Genomic DNA, 16,593 nt, shown 5'->3' with positions numbered 1-16,593 from the left:
AAAAAGGAGCTCTACAACCAGAGCTCCTTTTGCTATTTCTGTTATTTCCACCACGTATCAAACATAGTTGCCGGAAGCTGGCGCTTATGCTCAGTCATTCGATAGCGCTTCTCAATCTTTTCAGCTACTTCTGGCGCCACTTCTTTTCCTTCTAAATAATCATCCAGCTCATCATATTTAATGCCTAATTCCGTTTCGTCTGCTTGGCCTGGCTTGTTATCCAATAAGTCTGCAGTTGGAACTTTTTCATATAAGCGCTTATCTGCACCTAGTTCTTTTAGTAATTCTTTTCCTTGGCGCTTTGTTAATCCAGATAACGGTAGGACGTCCGCTCCACCGTCTCCATACTTCGTGAAAAATCCTGTGACTGCTTCAGCAGCATGATCTGTACCTATTACCAATAGTCCATGTTCCCCGCCAATTGCGTACTGCGCAATCATACGAACACGTGCTTTCACATTTCCTTTATGAAAGTCTCCCAATTCATGACCAGCTGCTTCATTAAAAGTTTGAGAAAATGACGTAACTGTTTTTTCAATGTTAAATGTAATCGTTTCATCAGGCTTAATAAAATCCAATGACGCTTGCGCATCGTCTTCGTCTTTTTGAACTCCATACGGCAAACGAACCGCGATGAATTTTGCTTCATAACCTTCTTTACGAAGTTCTTCAACTGCAAGCTGAGCAAGCCTTCCTGCTAAGCTTGAGTCTTGACCTCCACTAATCCCTAACACAAGCCCCTTCGCGTGAGCTGTTTTTACATATGTTTTTAAAAAATCAACGCGTTTACGAACCTCTTCTGATGAAGTGATTGTTGGAGAAACGTTTAACTCTTTCATAATTTGCTGTTGAATTGTCATAATAAGCTCCTTTCAATTTCTCACTTTATCTTTTATATAAATGATGATTCTTAATATAGTCATAGCATGCGTCTGGTAGTAAATAGCGAGGTTCTCCACCTCTGGCGAATTCCTCTCTGATATAAGTAGAGCTAATTTCCATAGCTAATCCTTTATCTAAGAGCTGAAAGCGACCATCATCATAATTTCGTAAAAGTGGTGAGCGACTAATTGCTTGTAACATGTCAATGCCATTTCGAGCCATGACAATAAACTGATTTTCGCTGACAAGTTCTTCTGACATTTTCCATTTACCACCCGCAATATCAACCAGTAAGTCTGCACCCATGATGAAATAGAGATTTGCTTTTGGCAAAAGCTTTTTGAAATAATCCATTGTGTAGTATGTGTAATGATAACCTGGCAATACATTTAATTCATGAGTATCTAATAAAAATTTAGGATTAGTTGAAATAGCTTTTTGAATCATGGCAACGCGATGTTCATCGGTTATTTGCAAGCGTTTATCTGTACGTTTATTAGAAGATGGAAGAAAGATAATATAATCTAGCTTTTTACGATGAGCTACGGTTGATGCGGTCCACAAGTGCACATTAGTAATTGGATCAAAGGATGAACCGTATATTCCAATCTTTATTCCCGGTGAAGTAAGCTGATTGAGTTGCTTCGTATCATTTAACTGTTTCAGTTCGTTCCACTTATTTTCTTCCATCTTCAGTATCCCCTTTTACGCTTGATTTAATTTGGATGAGACTTTTTTACGCACTTCATTTATTTGACGTGCTTTGTTTTCCCAGCATTTCTCACTTAAATCAACTGGGTATTCCTCTGGATTTCGCGTTCGTTTATACTCATCCCAAAGCAACCCTAAGTTATCTTCTGCATACTGTTGGATCGTCTGTAAGTTTGGCGTTTGATACACAAGCTCTCCACTTTTGTATATATCTTGATGAAGTTCTTTTGCTTCAAAGTTTGTCACAAATTTACTAATAAATGTATGCACTGGGTGGAACATTTTTAATCGTTCTTCACTTTGTGGATCTTCACCTTCAAGGGTAATGTAGTCACCTTCTGATTTGCCGTTCAGCTTATTGATGATACGATATACGCGCTTTAAGCCTGGTGTACTTACTTTTTCAGGGTTAGCGCTAATTTTAATTGTATCAACCATCTCACCGTTTTCTCCTTCAATAGATACGAGCTTGTATACAGCACCTAATGCAGGTTGGTCATATGCCGTAATAAGCTTTGTGCCAACACCCCACATATCGATTTGAGCACCTTGAGACTTCAAGTGCATAATAGTGTCTTCATCGAGATCATTTGAAGCCACAATTTTTGTATCAACAAATCCCGCTTCATCTAAAAGCTGACGTGCTTTTTTAGAAAGATATGTTAAATCTCCGCTATCTAATCGAATCGCTCGAAAGTTTATTTTATCTCCTAATTCTTTTGCAACTTTAATAGCATTTGGCACGCCTGATTTTAAGGTATCATACGTATCAACTAAGAATACGCAGTCTTTATGGCGGCGCGCGTATTTGTGAAACGCTACGTACTCATCTTTATAAGCTTGAACCATTGAGTGAGCATGGGTTCCTGCTACTGGGATACCAAATTTTTTCCCAGCTCTCACGTTTGATGTTGTCTGAAATCCACCGATATATGCCGCTCTTGTTCCCCAGATTGCTGCATCCATTTCCTGAGCGCGGCGAGTACCGAATTCCATTGCTACTTGATCTCCAACTACATGCTTAATGCGAGAAGCTTTTGTAGCAATTAGCGTTTGGTAATTAACAATGTTTAAAATAGCCGTTTCAACAAGCTGGGCTTCAATTAACGGGGCTTCAATTCGTAAAATGGGCTCATTTTGAAACACAAGCTCCCCTTCTACCATTGAACGAATATTTCCTGTAAAGCGTAGCTCTTTTAAAAAGTCTAAGTAGTCTTCTTTAAACCCTACTTCTTCACGTAAATACGTAATGTCTGATTCTGAAAAACGAAAGCTTTCAATATAGTTTATAATGCGTTCTAATCCCGCAAATACTGCATAGCCGTTTCCAAATGGAAGCTTGCGAAAGAACACCTCAAACACTGATTTTTTGTTATGAATACCATCTTCCCAATACGTTTCACCCATATTAATTTGATACAAATCCGTATGCAGCATAACGCTATCATCTTTATACACAGTCATTCTATTTTCCTCCAAATAATCAATCCACAACTTATTTAATAACCGTTGCGTTTAATGAATTCTTAAAATGAGTTAACGCCCATTCATGCCCTACTTGGTTAAAACTTGCAACCGCTTTTTCATACACGGTGATACTAAATCCTTTATTATACGCGTCTACAGCAGTATGCAAAACGCAAATATCGGTGCATACGCCTACTAGATGTACCTCAGTAATTCCTCTTTCCCGAAGCTTCATTTCCAAATTTGTGCCTGCAAAAGCACTGTATCTTGTTTTATCCATCCAGTAAGTGTTTTGGTTTTCTTTGTACGTATCATATACCTCTTGTAACGTACCGTATAAACTTCTTCCCTTTGTACCTTTAATATTATGTGGCGGATATAGTTTGGTTTCAGGATGGTATTGATCCTTTTCTTCGTGCAAATCAATTGCAAATACCACATAGTCACCGTTATCGATAAATTGCTTAGTTAAGCTAACTATTTCTGATTCAATTTGCTGTCCAGGCTCTCCACAAGTTAAAGCTCCTTTATCGTCTACAAAATCATTCGTGTAATCGATGTTTAAAAGTGCTTTCATTACTTTTCCCCCTTATCATTAATTAACAATAAACAAATTGTTTATTAATTAATATCTAGCTGTGTAGATAGATGTAGCAAAATCTGCATCAATAAACCGATATAGCTTTGTTGGCTTTTTAGATGTTCTAGTCGTTGTTTGTCCTTCTACTTCTTCAATAAAAGGCAGCATTCGAATCTTACGCGCAAATGCTTGATCACTCCTAATTGCCGGATTATCCGTAATTGTAAGCAATACAGCCTGAAGCTCGGAATACGTAAACATTTTAGGTAAAAATTTTTGTGCAACCGTCGTCTGAAGGAGATCTTTTTTAATTTCAGCAATTCCATCTTGAATAATTTGAGCATGATCAAATGCCAGTGGTAGTGAAAAAACTTCTTCTAAATCAAAAAGTTCAACGTTTGCTGCATCATCATTTGCTTGTCTTTTAGCTAACATTTCTTCTGGTACAATGGCATAGTGAGCATTTGAAATAACCCATCCCCGTGCGTCTCTCCCAGGTTTATCATAGACTCCATACTGCTTCATATGAATACCAGCTACACCTGTTTCTTCTTCTAGTTCACGCTTAGCTGCTTCATAAGCGGATTCAGCAGGGTGCACAAATCCACCTGGAAGCGCCCATTTGCCTGCTTCTATATTTTGTTCACCTTCAGCATTTAAAATTGCTCGTTGAATCAACATTAGTTTTAGCACCATTTTTGGTGGCTTATATGCTTCTTTTTCAGTAGCTACAATCGTAAACACAGCAATATCTGCCGTATATCCGTATGGCTTTGGATATTCTTTTTTTACATTTTTTTGATCATGATTTAACATTGCTCTATCTCCTGATTAGTTTTATAATTAACAATTTGATTAATGTTAATTATACGTACTTTTTTTATAATGTCAACAAAAAGAAGTGAATTTATGCTTGGATAATAAAAAAAGCACCGTCGTATAGGACGACGATGCTTCTTTATTCGTTATCTTGCAGCTAATCCGACAGTAAAGCATTTGTCTTTCACCCACTCAATGACATACTCAATTGTTGGGCAATAGATAAACAAATGACAATCTTGCAGTTTTGTCACCACTGTTAAAGCTTCTTTCAAATTCACTCGCACAGCCGGAATACGATAATCTTTTGAAAATAAAATAACGTGTTCCTCATAAATTTTCATTGTTTGTAGCCATTGAATAACCTGCTGAACCTGCTGACATTTTTCTTTAATTAGCACTCGTTTCCAATCAATGGTATTCGTTTTTGTAAAGGGGAATTGCCCCACTAATTTTTCAAAATAAATGCTCGACTGTTTACTTGTCAAAACATCGACTCTATTTCCTAATTCTTCAATTAATTTTTTAAATGGTTTCATTGTATACCTCCATCCACTCATCTTACTCTGTCTGAAAACCGACATTTTCAGAAAATATCTAAATTTAACTGTACCATAAATTCCACAGATTCACTTTGATGAGATAGAATGATATTTATGGAATTTTTTTGATAAAAGTGAATGGATAGACCTAAGAATAGAGCAGAAACCTTCAAAAGCAGTAAAAAGTGATTTATTTTTGCTACCTCTACTTTATCTGCTGTTATTATACCTTTGAATGCACCACTTTTTTATTTCTTTAAAGCTATACGTAATTAAATCATAGTTAAAAAAACGATGTGATATACGATCAATATATCTTATCAATGGAACTTTAGTATGACGATGGACATAATAGTCGAGCTTGTATTTTTCGTGATTAATAGCCGAGTAAAAACTTAAATGTTCTAACTCAGGATATGTTTGATGAACAATAGATAGCGTTTTTTCTAAACGTTTTCTTGTATGGTGCTGCTTGGAGTCTGTTAGCATTTTTGGAATATCAATTTTACCTTTTAAAATCTCACACATTTGAATGATATCTAAAAAATACTTTGCTGCGTCTAAGTTATGTCGCCATCCATGCAAGCAAATCATATAAAACTCATGCTGAGGGTCTAAGTTTCTAATATATGGATTGTTTTTTTCAGGGGTGGAGGCCGCCCAAAATTCTTCAATGTTTAATACAGACGTGTTACTTCTTAAAATGTTCCAGTGAAGTTCCACCATCAATGGTACGATAGAGCCTGGCATATATTTGCTAAAAGTAACATGAAAATGCCCTTCAATTGGCTCATTCTCAACATTAAATCCCATAGAAATCACGATTTCTTTTGCTTTGGCTAGATTATCTGGCTTAATTAATACGTCAATATCAGAGGTTGGTCTTGCACCTATATGCCCATAGTACCGTTCTGCAAAAGAAGTACCTTTAAGTACAATGACTGCTATACCAAACTCTGTAAGTGCCTTTAAGACATCATCTTTTTCTTTCTTAATAATTAAGTTTTGAAACACTATTTTTTTATAAACTTGTTCAAGTCTGTTACGCATATCTAAAGGTATTTCTTCTAGTTTTCCATATTTTTTTAGCAAGCAATAAACTTGAGAAGACACGGCGTCTTTCTCAATTTCATTTAGTAACTTTTGATAGTCGTGTTTTTGATATGCAAGAGGGTGGTCCATGTAAATTTGTTGTATAAATGTATGAATCATTGAACTCTCCTTTCTCTCCTCTCAACATGTGATAGGTTGTTGAGAAGGTTCTTCTTTAAAAAATTGTTTATCATGAAGCTCTCGATATAACCCCTGTTCCTTTATTAGCTCGGTATGAGCACCTACTTGTACAATCTTTCCTTGATCCATTACTACAATAAAATCAGCGTGCTGTATGGTCGACAATCGATGAGCAATAATTAATGTTGTTCGATTCTTCATAAGTTGACTTAAAGATTCCTTAATAAGATGCTCCGCTTCATTATCTAAAGCAGATGTTGCTTCATCTAACAGCAGAATAGGTGCATCTTTTAAAAGCGCTCTTGCAATAGCAACACGTTGTCTTTGCCCACCTGACAATTTAGACCCTCGCTCTCCCACTTCAGTGTCATATCCATTAGCTAAAGCTTCAATATCTTGATGGATATTAGCATGACGTGAAGCTTGATACATCTCATCATCCGTCAAGCAAGGTTTTGCCATTTTTAAATTTTCTCTTACAGTGTCACTGAATAAAAATGTTTCTTGCGGCACATAGGAAATTGAGTTTCTCACTTCTTCAATACTTAAGTTTTGAAGAGGATTACTATCAATTAATACACAACCTAAATCAGGTTCATAAAAACGCTGTAATAATTTAAATAATGTAGACTTGCCACCACCACTTGGCCCAACAATTGCGGTCACTTTTCCAGCTGGTACTTTCAAGTTTAGATTACTAAAAAGGTCTTCACCCTCATTATATTTGAATGAAACATTTCGAAATTCAATTTCACTATGATGAACTGGATATTTAGCCGATTGCTGAGTAGGTAAAGCTTTTGATGTTATTGGCTGTTCAAATACATCTACAATTCGTTCTAAAGCAGATATTGCACGCTGATAGCCTGCCCACTGACCAGCTAACCCTGTAAGTGGTGAAATCAGGTGATTAATTAAATTGACAAAAGTTAATAATGCACCTATTGTAATGACATCACTTGTTACAAAATAAGCTCCAACTACTAGACTAATTAAAAATGCGGTTGAACCAACCGCTTGTCCTCCCGCATAAAACCAGCCTTTAATCTTCGTTTCTTTAAGCTCTAGGTTATAAAGATCCTTAATTTTATTTCCATAGCTTTGAAAGAAGACGTTTTCCAATGTAAAAGACCGAATGATTGTAAGACCTTGAAATGTATCATTCAACTTTCTGATAATCTGACTAATCAACTCATTGACAATTCGACTGTTGTTTCGTAGAAGGATACCAAAAACTGCTCCTCCTAGCATTGCAACCGGGGCTACTGATAGACTAAATAATGAAAGTTTCCAACTAATATTAGTTAGATAAATTAACGCGGCAATTGATATAACTGGAAAGCGAATTAAGTTAATTAATCCCCGGCCGATGACTCCTTCAATTTTATGAATATCGTTTGTAAAGTGTGAAACAAGCTCTCCCGAATGCTTATTAGATATATTTTTTTCACTTAAAAGTAAGAGACGCTTATATAAATCCAAGTTCACGTCTCTTTTTACTGCATTTATAGCAATTGCTTCTAAGTATGTATCAATAAAATTAGTTACGATACTAATAAAAGACAATCCTATTCCTACCAAAACAAACCACTTTAATTTTTCAAAATCGCTGTGGACAGCTGCATCTGTTATATTTCCAAAGAACCAGGCAAACCCCAAGGTTACAGCTATGTCTACAAATAGTAAGACAAACAGTCCAATATAAGCTATCTTATATCGCTTAACATACGGGGCTACCCATACAAAAATGCGCTTCATATCTTTAATTGATAAGTACTGCTCAATGTTTAACCCTTCAATGAATCGTTTAACATTCATGTTCTTACACCTCTATATTCACTTCCCAAGAACGCGATGAATATATATGTTTAACAATCTCGATAGAAATGGCAATGAAACTACTAGTCTTCCCCATAGTTTATTTAAGAAGCTTGTAGACTCGATTATCCGATTACCTTTTTTAATTGTTTCTAACTTTCCAATAATTGAACTTGGGCGAATAACATCATCTAGACGTAAGTTCGTATCACCTTTAAATAAGTAAAAGCTTCCTTTGTCGTCTTGTTTCCTAGAAATAAACCGGTGTGCCACAAGCTTTCCTTCTTGAGATTCAAATAAAACAATATCACCCTTTGATAAATAGGATAGATTGCACGTTACAAATCGACAAGAATCTCCTTCTTTAATGTTTGGGTACATACTCATTCCAATTGCGGGAATATTGATCCACCCTTGTTGTTCCATAATCTTTTTCACCAAATAACTTTGACCTGTTTTAGTTTGCATGCTCAATTAAGTTACAACTCGTTAACTCTAGTAAAAAAGACTCTATGTCACTTTCTAACGCATTTATACTCGTTTCATATTTATTTATAATAGCTTGATATAAGCTACTGCTGCTTTGTGGGGTATTTAGTAACGTCCAACAATATTTACCCAGTTCATTAATAGTTGTTACAGTATAAGCATCTGTGTTTAAAATAACCCACTCTTGATCTATTTCCACAATCTCATAATTTTCTTTTCTGATATAACAACTCATTACGAAATCAACTCCCAAAACGTATTGTTTTTTTGAAAATGTAGATGATACACTGGTACTTCATCTGCTACTTGCTTTAACAACTTCATAAGTTGAGAAACCTGCTCTTTTCTATATGACCAGTAAAAAACCTTATCAATTAACTCCACTAGAGCAACGGATTTTCTTTGTTGAATTCTTACATTTCTAGGTGCTTGATATAGTAGTTGAATACTCGCAAGCGGAATGGGTTGTTCAACCTCTTTTGCGTGAAGTTCACTGCGGAACGGTGAATTATATATCATAACGCTACCTGTTTGAACTTTTACTATTGTCGCTTCATCAGATAATAACAATCTAGGCTGTGACAATTGTGCTGCTGTTGATTTTCCAGCCCCAGAGTGGCCTGTAAAAATATGTGCTTGCTCATTGTCTACAGCACAGGATGAATGAAGTAAAATTCCCCAGTTGTGGTGAACGATAAAAGCGCTGTATAGATTCATTGTGGCATGCTTTAAAGCTAATTCATCATACGCCATTATTTTCGCTTTTTTATACCCATGATCTACTTCAATTTTATAATCTGCTCTTTTAAAAGTAATGACATCAAGCTCGTCTTTTGTTTCAACACTGTAATCAGTAAAAGATACGCCATAACCCATCTCTATTTCTATTTGAAGATGGTCGCTATCTTTCTCTCTACGTTCGAAACAGAAAAAATATTGACTAAGAAATGCCCAAGCACGTTTGGAGTCCGTATATATATCAATGTTATGATCAGCAATTCGTGTATGCATGATTTTCATTTTTTTATCTCCTCAATCCATAACTTTTAAAACAGCAGTCAATGGAAACCATTGACTACTAGCCTTACTTTAACAGGAAGCTTCTTACTTCTTCCCATTACCTTTTCCTGGCGTGCCTGCACCACCTGGTGGATTAGGGTTGCCTGGTGGAAAGTTTATTCCATCGTTTCCTGTTCCAGGATGATCTCGGTTTCCCTTGCCCGGATTCCAGCTTTGAGCCGTTTCAAACTGAATAGCTTGATGATTTAGTACTTTGGGCGCTTCATGTACGTTATTTTGCACCTTCTTCTCTCCTCTTTGTTCTTTATTAAGAACAAAACCATGCAAAGATTTCTTTTTAACCAGTTCTTTAGCATGATTACTAGTTCTTTTTCATTATAAAACATTCTTCGTTCTTTTTAAAGAACATTTTTAGAAAAATATAACTATTAAATAACTTTATACAAAAAGTTGCTCTTCTTTATTGCTATAACAAGTTGGTACCTTCATTTAATTTATTAGAATTATATGCATATATACAATCGGAAAGGTGCTTTAAGCTCTTTGATTCTACACTAATCATATTTTATTTATCATTACCTCGTTCTTCTTTTTGCCATTTGATAAATTTCAATATCTCCCTGTACTCACTCAGCTGCTCTTTTTTTACTCCCATTTCTTTTAAATCATTAATAAAATCTACCCATTCCGGTTCTAAAAGCTCGCCTATTTCAGAGTTTGCCTCTACTAGTATTGTGAATTCAACTCCGAGTACCGCGGCTAACTTTTCTACAACTTGTATAGATGGATTTTGATTTACATTTCTTTCGATATTGCTTAGATATGATTTCGATACATTTGCTCTTTCAGCAAGCTCAGAAAGTGTAAGCCCTCGAGATTTACGAATTCTATAAATTTTTTCTCCTATCATTTGTATCCCTCATACTTTTTATTATTTATTCAATTATATTCCTTAACTCTGGTTTCTAGTCATTTATAGCAGAAGATCTATCAGTAGGTAAATTTTATTTTTAATGCTTAAACGGATAGACAGATTGACACCGCTATGATGAAATACCTTTGCACTGATAGCAGCGAAATCAAACTAGAACATTTAAATACCAACATTTCGTTCTTTATAAAGAACGAAACAAGTTATTTTTTAGTTTTTTTATAGGATATAGCGCTCATTACAATATGCACAGGAAATTATTTAGAAGTTCCTATAATTTTGTGCTTCACATCTTTATAGTGAATACTAAATATAGAAAGCAACAGAAATAACAAATGTTCTTTATAAAGAACATAATTAAAAACTAACACTTTTATTTTTAATTGTCAATCGCTCTGTTTATTATAAACTAATTAAATCTTTACATAGATAAAGCTAAAAAGCAAAAGCGCCCTTATGTACCTTTTATAAAACAGGTATCAATTATTACATTTTGTTATAATAATTGATACCTGTTTCGTTTAATAACAATATGAACAAAATTAAGACTGAAGAATACGTATGATATATCTAGAAATGAATTATTTATCAAGGAAAAATATTTGCAGAAGTATAGAGGATCTGAATGTTAAGAAAATATTATAACAGCTACTGCAGTTGCTAAATTATATCATTGTTTTATTTGTTGCCATTTTTGAAACTCCAAAAACTGCTTAAACTGTTCTTTGCTAACACCCGACTGCGCCGCTTCTTTTGCTAGTTCCATCCACTCCGGGTCTAACTGTGGTTCTTGCTTATTACTGCTATCATTAATAAGCGATTCGACGCTAACATGTAATACGGTTGATACTTTTGTTAAAAACTGAATTGATGGATTAAGCTGAATTCCTCGTTCTACCGATGAAATATAGGATTTAGCTACTCCTGCCCGCGTAGCAAGCTCCGTTAAAGACATTCCTTTTTTTCCTCTTAGTTCTCTGATACGCTGACCAATTTCCAATTATCATCACCCTTAGCTGTTACTATTAGAAGCATTATAACATATTTTTTCTAATTTTACTTATGACCAAAACGTTAATTGTAAAACCTCATTAATTAAATGAGTGTACAGTTACTTTTTATTCTCAGACGCTTTCTTTCCACCATCGAAATAAAACAATACAGCCACCCACTAAGAAGTCAGTAAAGAATCCTAGCAGCAAAATCTCCAATCTTTTATAGATAAAAAGTCCAGCAATAAACCCAAATAGAATATCCACAAAGATATACTACCCGATGATTCAGCTTTCAACACTATAAAATCTCTTTCTAGCTCTCCTAAAATAAGCCATTTGACTTACTTCAGTATAAAATACATACAATCAAAAGTATAGCATTTTAAGGTACAATTTAACTGTTTTATTAATTGAAATATTTATGTGCTAGCCTCTCCTGACCTACTTAAAATTTACTTGTTTAATTTCCCAAAGGTCATTGACCGCAGACCTCTCTAAGTCAAATTCCATTGATAAACTAGTTTGCCCCTTTCCTTTCTCAACTGCAATGGTTAAAATCTTCACCTTTCCCTTTACAACAAGGGGACTGTTTTCTATTTTTTCTTCAATTTCTTCTTTTTTGTAGTTTAAAGCTTCAATTTTCTTGACTTTTGAATAGATTTGCTGCAATTGCTTCTCACCTACTGCTGCTTTCAACAAAGTTTCATCCTGCTGTTTTACTCCAATTAAGAAAAGCTGAATGAGTTGTTCTGGTGTAGCTGTAGAAACAAATTTCTCAAGATTATCTCCGGCTTTTAACACCATCATTTGATGATCTGGGTCAGCATGATTTCGTTTATGAGTAGTGCTGCCTAAAAAATGAATGCAAAAATGTCCTGGAAATCCGTTATCTAGCGCCCCGGCCCCGTGTGGCATACCATTCATCGATGCAGCTATAAGCTGTTCTTTTACAGGAATCAGAACTGCTTTTCTATTCCAGCTCCAATGATTGTCATAGATGTATTTCATAACGGCTGTATCGGTTCTTGTTAACGGTTGTACATCTGCATGCTTGTTTCCCGCTCGCCGCTGCACGTTAAAGGATAAACCTGTATCCATATCAATTACCGTAAATTTCTTGCCTTTAAGAAGTAAATGTTGGGCTTCTTTCCATGGTATAATTTTACCTTTTTGTACTGCGCCATAATAAGTTAAAGGATGATTTTTTGCTTTTGCACTTGCTTGAGTCGGCGTAATAAGACTTATAAACAATAAAATAATGAAATATTTGTTCATACATAAACCTCTTTCATGTACATTTTAGCTTTATTAATATACGACAGTTTATGTATTTTATGATTGGCACTTAATAACTAAAAGAAACCTTTATTCGGTTACATGAAATTGTTATGCTTCCTTATACTAACATCGGGAGGGAAATGCGTATGAAACTAACTTGGATGTTAGGTCTTATGTTGGTTGCTCATCCAACTGCGGTATCAGACCATTTGTTATTAACCGATGACAATAAACCAATTACAACCATTAATCGTGCAGATATTCAAAGTGATATTCCAGGCGTTCCACTTATTGATGATGATAAATACGACATGCTATTGAAAAAAATTCAGCCTATTGTGTATAAACCACCTGTTAATGCAAAGCTTGATCGTGCGGGCAACATCATTTCTGAGCAACCTGGCTCACAGCTTAACAGCGTATTATTTAAAGAAGAGTTTTACAGAACCTTTTATAATCATTCACAACCATCCATTAAGATTCCAAAGGTGGCTATTTATCCTAAAGTGGACAGCGAACTGTTAGCATCCGTACGGTCCAAGCAAATTAGTCATTATTATACTTATTTTAATACGCATAATAAAAACCGCTCACACAACATTTCTTTAGCTACAGAAGCCATTAATAATCAAGTTATTTTTCCTGGAGAAACGTTTTCGTTTAATCGTACTGTGGGGCAACGAACAAAAGAAAAAGGCTATCTTCCTGCTAAAATTATCGTGCGTGGTGAATTTTCAGAAGGAATTGGGGGTGGCATTTGTCAAGTTTCCTCAACCTTGTTTAACGCCGTTGATCGTGCGGGATTGGAAGTAACTCAGCGATTTTCACATAGCAAAACGGTTCACTATGTTCCACCGGGAAGAGATGCCACTGTAAGCTGGTACGGTCCTGACTTCAATTTTCGAAACAACTATGACCAACCGCTCCTTATTCGCGCTTATGCAAAGGGAAGTACAGTAAGCATTATACTATTTTCAACAAATGACCTTCGCTACGAACCAAAAAGTGTACCAAGTATTCAAAAAGAAGATCTCGTCCCATCAGCAGTTGACTAAGTAAAAAGATGTGTTCTGCATGCTATATTGAACACATCTTTTTAGTAAAGAGAGAGCTGTACGCAAACAGCAATCCATTCTTCACCACTCCATTATCTTTTCTTATTTTTTTAGGATAAGAGATAAAAATGGAGAGTTTTTATCACTGTATTACGTCTAATCCGCTGATGTATCATCTTAATGATTATTTAGAACATATATTTATTGGCTTGAATTGCATCTTCTACAGAATAGTCTTCAAGAGGTAGCTCAATTTCTTGTCCGAGCGCAAGCTTAGCAAGCTGTGATCCTAAATAAGGTCCTACTGTTAAACCTGATGCTCCAAGTCCATTTGCTAAAAAGACGTTTGAATGTGACGGAACGGCCCCGATAATTGGTAAGAACCCTGGCGTAAACGGTCTGAATCCTACGCGAATTTCATCTATTGCTCCGTCGGCTAATCCAGGTGCTATCTCTAATGCTTTATTAAGCACTTCATAAACCCCACCAGCTGTTACCCGGTAATCAAAGCCCGTGTCGTTTTCATGTGTTGCCCCAATTACAATCTTACCTTGTTCAAAAGCGAGAATATATTGGTCATTGGGTGGCATCACAACAGGTAAAGAACCGGTGTCTTCTTCGTCAAGCTGCAAATGCATAATTTGGGCTTTTTGATACGTAACTTGTAAATCAATCCCAATCGGTTCAAATAGCTCTCTTGCCCAAGCTCCCGCCGTAACGATAACATAATCTGCTTCAATAGTAGCTGAACTTGTAAGAACTCCTCTTATTTTTTTACCTTTATATAGAAGTTTGGCTTCATCATGAATGAGTTTTGCTCCATGTTTTTTGGCCCCTGCAAGCAGAGCTTCACACAATGCTCTTCCATTAACGCGAGCAGCTCCGCTAATGTGAACAGATTGAAAGCCATTTTGTAAAAAGGGAAACTCCCGTTGAGTTTTATCTTCTAGCAAGCGACTGATATCACCAATTTCAGGCGCATCTTCACGTCGCTTGTAAGCCCGCTCTTGCATTTTATCAAGTTTATTTTCATCTGTATGAATACTGATCGCTCCAACCTTTTTATAGCCTGTATTTGTTTCTCCATCCGCTTCTAAGCTTGCAATTAAGTCTTGATAATATTTTGCACCGTACTTAGCTAAACGGTACCAAGCTTTATTACGACGCTGTGACAGCCATGGGCATACAATTCCTGCAGCTGCATCTGTTGCTTGTCCATCATGCTTTTTGTCTACAACCGTTACATCCGCTCCTGATTTGGCTAAATGATAAGCAGTTGATGCTCCTAATATTCCTGCTCCGATAACGATATATGTACTCATTTATTAACATTCCTTTATTCTCTATTAGTCATTAGTTGATGAAGATGGTGCTTCACCACTTTATTCTTTAATTCGTTTATCGATTGCTTCCTTTGTTTGCTTACGAACCTGATCTTTTCGCTCATACTCGTTTTGGTAATAATCTTTAACCGTTTGATAGCGCTCTTTAATGAGGTCACGATAAACTTCGGCTTCTTTTTTATTTTTAAACTTATTTTCTTGTTCTAAAAAGCGACCAGCCTTTTGCATCCTTAAATCTGTATATAATAACCTTGTTGATACACCATTGACCGCAAACAGGGCTTGACTAAAGATTTTATTGCTTGTAAACATGGCTTGCTGCAAATTTCCCGACTCCCACTGAGCCCATTCCCATGCTAAGCGCAGCTACTACGTTTTTCATGCTTTCGCGTCCCCCTTCATACTATATCATCCATATGGTAACATAAAACAGCTCTCCGAAATCCATTTTTTGTATAATGAAAATTCGAGCTACTGCTTTATCTACTGCCTTCGAAGTCAATTAAACTATGATATGCTAGAGAAAGGAAGGTGACTATATGAAACAAATTAAAGTTAATCAATACGATGCGTTTAGTAGAAAACCACATAAGGGAAACCCTGCAGGAGTTGTTTTTAAAGCTGACTCACTAACAGATCATGAGATGCAGCTCATTGCAACAAAAGCAAAATTTAGTGAAACAGCTTTTATTTTACCATCTTCATCCGCAGAATTACATATCCGCTACTTTACTCCTGGACAGGAAGTTGATTTATGTGGACATGCCACCATTGCGTCGCTTTATGCACTCTATACGAATAACATGCTCTCAAAAAAACTAACGATTGAAACCAAAGCTGGCATTTTACCAATTAAAATAGAAGATAACGACCAGGTACTCATTACAATGAATCAAGCAAAGCCTAGCTTTCACCCTTTTAATGGCTCAAAAGATGAATTAGCAAGTGCTCTTGGAATTACAGTACATGACTTTTCTTCAGATTTACCCATTGTTTACGGAAGCACGGGAAGTTGGACTTTAATTGTGCCATTAAAATCGCTGACTGCTTGTCAAAAAATACAGCCTTTATCGGAAAGATTCCCGCAACTACTAACAGATTTTCCGAGAGCTTCTATTCATCCTTTTTGCTTTGAAACCGTTCATAAAGATGCACATATGCACGGGCGCCACTTCTCTTCTCCTTATTCAGGGATAGTAGAAGACCCGGTAACAGGAACTGCTTCAGGCGTGATGGGCGCTTACTACGCAACCTATGTTCACGACTCAGCCTTCAGCAGCATGAATCTACTTGTTGAACAAGGGTTGGAAATAGAGAGGGATGGATTGGTGTATGTTAAAGTGGAAAACTCTCGTGATTTGTGCATTTCAATTGCTGGTGAAGCTGTCTATGCAGAAACAAAAACTATTTTAATTTAATAAAACAATAAA

At 35.9% G+C, this 16,593-nt stretch carries 19 protein-coding genes; 2 read left to right on the top strand and 17 right to left on the bottom strand.

Annotated features, from left to right (window positions below; translation table 11 throughout):
• Positions 1-41: 41 nt before the first annotated feature.
• From nadE to BFL01S_RS06550, 15 genes are all read right to left on the bottom strand, one after another.
• Positions 42-860, bottom strand: a complete 819-nt coding sequence (nadE, locus tag BFL01S_RS06620) for an NAD(+) synthase (RefSeq protein ID WP_025910489.1) — start codon at positions 858-860, stop codon at positions 42-44.
• A 25-nt stretch (positions 861-885) separates the two neighbouring features.
• Positions 886-1,572: a nicotinate (nicotinamide) nucleotide adenylyltransferase gene (gene nadD, locus BFL01S_RS06615; protein ID WP_025910490.1), complete on the bottom strand. Its 687-nt coding sequence runs from the start codon at positions 1,570-1,572 to the stop codon at positions 886-888.
• Positions 1,573-1,587: 15 nt separating this feature from the next.
• Complete coding sequence (locus BFL01S_RS06610) at positions 1,588-3,057, bottom strand: nicotinate phosphoribosyltransferase (RefSeq protein ID WP_061785245.1); 1,470 nt, start codon at positions 3,055-3,057, stop codon at positions 1,588-1,590.
• A gap of 31 nt (positions 3,058-3,088) precedes the next feature.
• Positions 3,089-3,637 carry a cysteine hydrolase family protein gene (locus tag BFL01S_RS06605; RefSeq protein ID WP_061785244.1) on the bottom strand — a complete coding sequence of 183 codons (549 nt, stop codon included), beginning with the start codon at positions 3,635-3,637 and terminating at the stop codon, positions 3,089-3,091.
• Between the two features lie 48 nt (positions 3,638-3,685).
• Positions 3,686-4,456, bottom strand: a complete 771-nt coding sequence (locus BFL01S_RS06600; RefSeq protein ID WP_061785243.1) for an NUDIX hydrolase — start codon at positions 4,454-4,456, stop codon at positions 3,686-3,688.
• A gap of 149 nt (positions 4,457-4,605) precedes the next feature.
• A complete protein-coding gene (locus BFL01S_RS06595; protein ID WP_061785242.1) occupies positions 4,606-4,998 on the bottom strand; it encodes a CDI toxin immunity protein in 393 nt (130 codons plus the stop codon).
• Between the two features lie 213 nt (positions 4,999-5,211).
• Positions 5,212-6,213, bottom strand: coding sequence for a nucleotidyltransferase domain-containing protein (locus BFL01S_RS06590; RefSeq protein ID WP_061785241.1), 1,002 nt, complete (start codon positions 6,211-6,213; stop codon positions 5,212-5,214).
• Positions 6,214-6,234: 21 nt separating this feature from the next.
• Positions 6,235-8,052 carry an ABC transporter ATP-binding protein gene (locus BFL01S_RS06585; protein WP_061785240.1) on the bottom strand — a complete coding sequence of 606 codons (1,818 nt, stop codon included), beginning with the start codon at positions 8,050-8,052 and terminating at the stop codon, positions 6,235-6,237.
• An 18-nt stretch (positions 8,053-8,070) separates the two neighbouring features.
• Entirely contained in the window at positions 8,071-8,478 is a 408-nt protein-coding gene (locus BFL01S_RS06580; protein ID WP_051567174.1) for a S24/S26 family peptidase, read from the bottom strand.
• Between the two features lie 31 nt (positions 8,479-8,509).
• Complete coding sequence (locus tag BFL01S_RS06575; RefSeq protein ID WP_025910501.1) at positions 8,510-8,776, bottom strand: PqqD family protein; 267 nt, start codon at positions 8,774-8,776, stop codon at positions 8,510-8,512.
• Positions 8,776-9,561 (bottom strand): hypothetical protein, encoded by a 786-nt coding sequence (locus tag BFL01S_RS06570; protein ID WP_025910502.1) that lies wholly within the window; start codon positions 9,559-9,561, stop codon positions 8,776-8,778. Before BFL01S_RS06570 ends, BFL01S_RS06575 begins: the two co-directional genes overlap by 1 nt.
• Before the next feature lie 84 nt (positions 9,562-9,645).
• Entirely contained in the window at positions 9,646-9,843 is a 198-nt protein-coding gene (locus BFL01S_RS06565) for a hypothetical protein (RefSeq protein ID WP_025910503.1), read from the bottom strand.
• Between the two features lie 283 nt (positions 9,844-10,126).
• Positions 10,127-10,471 (bottom strand): helix-turn-helix domain-containing protein, encoded by a 345-nt coding sequence (locus BFL01S_RS06560; protein ID WP_061785239.1) that lies wholly within the window; start codon positions 10,469-10,471, stop codon positions 10,127-10,129.
• 691 nt (positions 10,472-11,162) lie between these two features.
• Entirely contained in the window at positions 11,163-11,492 is a 330-nt protein-coding gene (locus BFL01S_RS06555) for a helix-turn-helix domain-containing protein (protein WP_025910505.1), read from the bottom strand.
• A 436-nt stretch (positions 11,493-11,928) separates the two neighbouring features.
• A complete protein-coding gene (locus tag BFL01S_RS06550; RefSeq protein WP_061785238.1) occupies positions 11,929-12,762 on the bottom strand; it encodes a hypothetical protein in 834 nt (277 codons plus the stop codon).
• Between the two features lie 149 nt (positions 12,763-12,911).
• Between BFL01S_RS06550 and BFL01S_RS06545 the strand changes: the two genes are divergently transcribed.
• Entirely contained in the window at positions 12,912-13,820 is a 909-nt protein-coding gene (locus BFL01S_RS06545; protein ID WP_061785237.1) for a VanW family protein, read from the top strand.
• A gap of 188 nt (positions 13,821-14,008) precedes the next feature.
• Here the strand turns inward: BFL01S_RS06545 and BFL01S_RS06540 are convergent, their stop codons facing one another.
• Complete coding sequence (locus BFL01S_RS06540) at positions 14,009-15,142, bottom strand: NAD(P)/FAD-dependent oxidoreductase (RefSeq protein WP_025910509.1); 1,134 nt, start codon at positions 15,140-15,142, stop codon at positions 14,009-14,011.
• Positions 15,143-15,202: 60 nt separating this feature from the next.
• Positions 15,203-15,487, bottom strand: a complete 285-nt coding sequence (locus BFL01S_RS06535) for a hypothetical protein (RefSeq protein WP_139109149.1) — start codon at positions 15,485-15,487, stop codon at positions 15,203-15,205.
• 215 nt (positions 15,488-15,702) lie between these two features.
• Here BFL01S_RS06535 and BFL01S_RS06530 point away from each other — a divergent pair, with 215 nt between their 5' ends.
• Complete coding sequence (locus tag BFL01S_RS06530) at positions 15,703-16,581, top strand: PhzF family phenazine biosynthesis protein (protein ID WP_061785235.1); 879 nt, start codon at positions 15,703-15,705, stop codon at positions 16,579-16,581.
• Positions 16,582-16,593: the final 12 nt, after the last annotated feature.

This window comes from Priestia flexa NBRC 15715, assembly GCF_001591565.1.
Taxonomy (GTDB): Bacteria; Bacillota; Bacilli; order Bacillales; family Bacillaceae_H; genus Priestia; species Priestia flexa.
The sequence above is the reverse complement of the archived record's forward strand: the minus strand, read 5'-3'. Positions and strand labels throughout refer to the sequence as shown.

Coding starts and splice junctions, on each gene's coding strand:
- BFL01S_RS06595 (WP_061785242.1), bottom strand. CDS start 4,998: ATGAAACCATTTAAAAAATTAATTGAAGAATTAGGAAATAGAGTCGAT.
- BFL01S_RS06575 (WP_025910501.1), bottom strand. CDS start 8,776: ATGAGTTGTTATATCAGAAAAGAAAATTATGAGATTGTGGAAATAGAT.
- BFL01S_RS06540 (WP_025910509.1), bottom strand. CDS start 15,142: ATGAGTACATATATCGTTATCGGAGCAGGAATATTAGGAGCATCAACT.
- BFL01S_RS06580 (WP_051567174.1), bottom strand. CDS start 8,478: ATGGAACAACAAGGGTGGATCAATATTCCCGCAATTGGAATGAGTATG.
- BFL01S_RS06600 (WP_061785243.1), bottom strand. CDS start 4,456: ATGTTAAATCATGATCAAAAAAATGTAAAAAAAGAATATCCAAAGCCA.
- BFL01S_RS06590 (WP_061785241.1), bottom strand. CDS start 6,213: ATGATTCATACATTTATACAACAAATTTACATGGACCACCCTCTTGCA.
- BFL01S_RS06585 (WP_061785240.1), bottom strand. CDS start 8,052: ATGAATGTTAAACGATTCATTGAAGGGTTAAACATTGAGCAGTACTTA.
- BFL01S_RS06550 (WP_061785238.1), bottom strand. CDS start 12,762: ATGAACAAATATTTCATTATTTTATTGTTTATAAGTCTTATTACGCCG.
- BFL01S_RS06605 (WP_061785244.1), bottom strand. CDS start 3,637: ATGAAAGCACTTTTAAACATCGATTACACGAATGATTTTGTAGACGAT.
- BFL01S_RS06560 (WP_061785239.1), bottom strand. CDS start 10,471: ATGATAGGAGAAAAAATTTATAGAATTCGTAAATCTCGAGGGCTTACA.
- BFL01S_RS06570 (WP_025910502.1), bottom strand. CDS start 9,561: ATGAAAATCATGCATACACGAATTGCTGATCATAACATTGATATATAT.
- BFL01S_RS06610 (WP_061785245.1), bottom strand. CDS start 3,057: ATGACTGTGTATAAAGATGATAGCGTTATGCTGCATACGGATTTGTAT.
- BFL01S_RS06530 (WP_061785235.1), top strand. CDS start 15,703: ATGAAACAAATTAAAGTTAATCAATACGATGCGTTTAGTAGAAAACCA.
- BFL01S_RS06545 (WP_061785237.1), top strand. CDS start 12,912: ATGAAACTAACTTGGATGTTAGGTCTTATGTTGGTTGCTCATCCAACT.
- nadE (WP_025910489.1), bottom strand. CDS start 860: ATGACAATTCAACAGCAAATTATGAAAGAGTTAAACGTTTCTCCAACA.
- nadD (WP_025910490.1), bottom strand. CDS start 1,572: ATGGAAGAAAATAAGTGGAACGAACTGAAACAGTTAAATGATACGAAG.